Source organism: uncultured Aquincola sp. (genome assembly GCF_964001545.1).
Classification (GTDB): domain Bacteria; phylum Pseudomonadota; class Gammaproteobacteria; order Burkholderiales; family Burkholderiaceae_C; genus Aquincola.
In genome coordinates, this window is record NZ_CAXFDV010000204.1 from 1 (window position 1) to 3,780 (window position 3,780).

The window sequence follows — 3,780 nt, forward strand, 5'->3', positions numbered from 1 at the left end:
AGCGCCAGCCGCATGCCGGCCATGCTGGCCCAGGCCTACCCCGAAGCCGCGCGTTCGCAGGCCGAGCGCAGCTTCAAGCAGCTTCTGGCTGGCTACCATCAGATCGAGCAGCGCTTCGGCGTGCCGCGTTACGACGTCGCCGGCGCCGTAGCCGCGCTCCTGGTGGGCAGCTGGATGGCGTACCACCAGAGCGATTTCCCGGATGAGCACTTTGCACCGCTTGTGCAGCAGATGCGCGGCATCATCAGCCGCAACCCCGACTTCGCCGCCGCCGATGCGCAGCAGAAGCAGGAGATGTACGAGCAACTGGCCATCCTGGGCATGATGACGGCCACCACGCAGCTGGCGCTGAAGCAGAACCCCGACGCGCCCAATGCAGAGCGTGCGCAGGCCAATCTCAGCAAGGCCGGCAAGGGCTACCTGGAGGAGTTCCTGAAGACCGATGCTTCGCGGGTGCAGTTCACGGCGCGGGGGTTGGAGTTGCGCTGATCAATGGGCGGCTGGCAGGCGTACCACCACCGCCAGCCCCCGCCCACCCGGCCCGTCCTGCAGGCTCACCGTGGCGCCGATGCGGGTCGCGAACTCGCGCACGATGGGCAGGCCCAGGCCGCTGCCGGCGGAGTCGGCGTCGCGCAGGCGGTAAAAGCGCTGGAACACCCGCTCGCGCTCCTCGGGCGGAATGCCCGGGCCGTTGTCTTCCACCCGCAGCAGCACCTCGCCCGCGGCCACTTCCACCCGTGCGGTGACGATGCCGCCCGGCGGCGTGTAGCGCAGCGCGTTGTCCACCAGGTTGGTGGCGATCTCGCGCAGCGCCAGCGGCGGCGCGGCCACCCAGGCCGGGCCCGGCGGCTCCTGCTCGAAGCCGAGGTCGATCTGCCGCGCCCCGGCCTGGCCGGCCAGCTGTTCCAGCACCTGCTGCAGCACCGGCACCAGGTCGGTGGCGGCCGTGGCTGCATCAACCTCCCCGGCTTCGGCCTGCGCCTCGGCGGCGCTCAGCATCAGCATCTGGTTCACCAGCCGGCCTGAATGGGCCACCGTGCCGCGGATGGCCTCCAGCGATTCCTGGCGCTGCGCGCCATCGGCCCGCAGCGCATAGTTGACCTGCGTGGTGAGCACGGTCAGCGGCGTGCGCAGCTGGTGGGCCGCGTTCTGGAGGAAGCTGCGCTGCGCACCGGCGTACTGGTCCAGCCGCCGCGCATAGTCGTTGATGGCGGCCACCAGCGGCTGCAGTTCATGGGGCATCGCCGGCACCGCCAACGGCTGCAGCGAGCCTGCCTCACGCGACAGCACCGCGTCGCGCAGCGCCAGCAGCGGCCGCAGCACACGCCGCAGGCCCAGCAGCACCAGCGCCGCCACCAGCGCCAGCAGCAGCGCCTGCTGGCCCATGCTGCGCGCCCACAGGCTGCGCACCTGCGCGGCATGGCCGTTCATGGTCTGGGCGATGGCCACCGTCACCGGCTCCACCCCACGCTCGCCGGGCACCGGCTGCAGATATGCCACCGCGCGCACCGGCTGGCCGCGCACCGCGGCGCTGAAGAAGTGCGGCAGCTCGGGCTGCAGCGGCACGGCGGGCGGCACCAGCTCGGCATAGCCGGTGACGATGTGGCCGGCCGCGGTGCTCACGCGGTAGTACACGCGGTCGGCCTCGCCGGCCTCGAACAGCTCCAGCGCGGCCGGTGGTACCTGGCTGGGCAAGGCGCCGTCCTGCCAGTGCAGCTGCTCGGCCACGATGCGGGCGGCGCCCAGCAGCAGCCGGTCCTGCATCAGGCCGGCGGTGGCTTGGGCGTCGCGCCAGCTGATCCAGCCGTCCACCGCCACCGCGCCCAGCAGCGGCAGCATCACCCCGGCCAGCAGCCGCCTGCGCAGGCTTCTAGCCACGCTGCACGCGCCGCAGCACGTAGCCCAGGCCGCGCAGCGTGACGATGGCCGCATCGCTGCCTTCGAGCTTCTTGCGCAGCCGGTGCACGTAGATCTCGATGGCATCGACCGACAAGGTCTCGTCCAGCGAGAACAGGCTTTGCGCCAGCGCGTTCTTGGACACCGTGGTGCCCAGCTTCAGCGCCAGCAGCTCCAGCACCGCCCGCTCGCGCGGGGTCAATGCCAGCGGCTGGCCGCGCAGCGTGAACTCATGGCTGTTGCTGTCGTACACCAGCTCGCCGCATTCCACCAGCGGCTGCGCCACCTGCGACGAGCGGCGCAGCAGCACGCGGATGCGGGCTTCCAGTTCTTCCACCTCGAAGGGCTTGGCCACGTAGTCGTCGGCGCCGTGGTCCAGCTCGCTCACGCGGCTTTGCGTGGTGTTGTTGGCCGTCAGCACCAGCACCGGCGTGCTGTTGTGGCGGCCACGCAGCCGACGCAGCACTTCCTGGCCGTCCATCTTGGGCAGCGTCAGGTCCAGGATCACCAGGTCGAAGCGCTCGGAGCGCAGCAGGAAGTCGGCATCGGCGCCGTTGCCCACCCAGTCCACCGTGTAGTGCTGGCGGCGCAGCGTGCGGCCCAGCCACTCGGCCAGCTCCTGGTTGTCTTCCACCAGCAGGATGCGCATGGCCAACCTGCCTTCAGCGCGCCGAACGCACGAAGGCGTCGGTGGTGGTGCGGTCGAGGTCGATCACCCGGCCCTGCAGGCTGCGCTGGGTGGCCTGCATCACCCGCAGCACGGTTTCGGGGCCGCCGGTGGGCATCCGGCCGTCGGGCGTGAACATGGCCTTGCCGGCCTGCAGCGCGGCCACATAGCTGGCCCGGTCGGTCTGCAGCAGCTCGGCCGGCAGCTGGTCGGCGATCTGCTCGGCGCCGTGGCTGGCGATGTAGCGCAGCGCCTGCACCAGCGCATTGACCACGCGCTGCAGTTCGTCGGCATGGGCGGCCGCCCAGCGACTGGACACGTACAGGCAGGCGCCCGGGTACGGCCCGCCCAGCAGCTGGCGCGTGGCGGCGGGCGTGCGCAGGTCGGCCAGCAGGCGCGCCTGGCCGCTGCGCAGCAGGCGGGTGGCGGTGGGCTCGCTGGTGGTGCCGGCGTCGATGCGGCCCTGCCGCAGCGCGGTGGCAAAGCTCTCGCCCGAGCCCACGGCCACGAAATGCAGCGCCGCCGGGCCGATGCGCTGCTGCGCGGCCAGGTACTGTGTGAGCCATTGCGTGGAGGCGCCCAGGCCGGTGACGCCCAGCGTGCGCCCTTCCAGCGCCGCCAGGCTGGCCAGGCCTTCGGCCTGCGCCGCGCCCACCAGCAAGGCTTCCCCCGGCGCCTGGCCCAGCTGCACCACCGCCTGCACGAACTTGCCCTTGGCCTGCAGCGCGATGGTGTGGTCGTAAAAGCCCACCACGCCCTGCACCGCACCGGTCAGCAGCTGGTCTTCGGCATGCACGCCGGAGCTTTCGCTCAGCAGCTCCACCTGCAGGCCCTGGGCCGCGAAGTAGCCCAGGCGCTCGGCCAGCAGCGCGGGCAGGTAGATCTGCTTGTCGAGGCCGGCCACCATCAGCCGCAGCGGGGCGGCCATGCCGGCCGTGACCAGGCCGGCCAGCAGCGCCAGCCCGATGGCAAGGCGGCACAGCAGGCGGGGCCGGTTCATCGGAAATCCTTGTTCGCGGGTGCCGCAGCCGGTGCCGCGGCGGCCGCCGATGTTACGGGGGCGGCCCGGCGCGTCCGGCGGCCCAGGGTTTTCCCCGGGGTGCATCGAAAGCGGACCGAAAGCCGGCTGTAGGGAACATGCGGCACGCCATTGCCCGAAGACCGACAAGGAGACCCATGAAGACCACCGCCACCCTGGCCGCGCCCGTCGAGCGACC

General features: G+C 71.8%; 4 protein-coding genes. 1 reads left to right on the forward strand and 3 read right to left on the reverse strand.

Annotated elements, in window-relative coordinates; genetic code table 11:
- Positions 1 to 489 (forward strand): DUF6683 family protein (locus tag ABNT58_RS07045; protein WP_348752790.1); only part of this gene is annotated, 489 nt, incomplete at its 5' end.
- On the opposite strand, the gene ABNT58_RS07050 is transcribed toward ABNT58_RS07045, so the two are convergent.
- From ABNT58_RS07050 to ABNT58_RS07060, 3 genes are read right to left on the reverse strand one after another with little or no spacing between them, the layout of a single operon-like run.
- Positions 490 to 1,878, reverse strand: a complete 1,389-nt coding sequence (locus tag ABNT58_RS07050) for a sensor histidine kinase (protein WP_348752791.1) — start codon at positions 1,876 to 1,878, stop codon at positions 490 to 492.
- Positions 1,871 to 2,545 carry a response regulator gene (locus tag ABNT58_RS07055; protein ID WP_348752792.1) on the reverse strand — a complete coding sequence of 225 codons (675 nt, stop codon included), beginning with the start codon at positions 2,543 to 2,545 and terminating at the stop codon, positions 1,871 to 1,873. Before ABNT58_RS07055 ends, ABNT58_RS07050 begins: the two co-directional genes overlap by 8 nt.
- A 13-nt stretch (positions 2,546 to 2,558) precedes the next feature.
- The gene (locus ABNT58_RS07060; protein ID WP_348752793.1) at positions 2,559 to 3,563 is read right to left on the reverse strand and encodes an ABC transporter substrate-binding protein; all 1,005 of its coding nucleotides are present in this window, start codon (positions 3,561 to 3,563) and stop codon (positions 2,559 to 2,561) included.
- Positions 3,564 to 3,780: the final 217 nt, after the last annotated feature.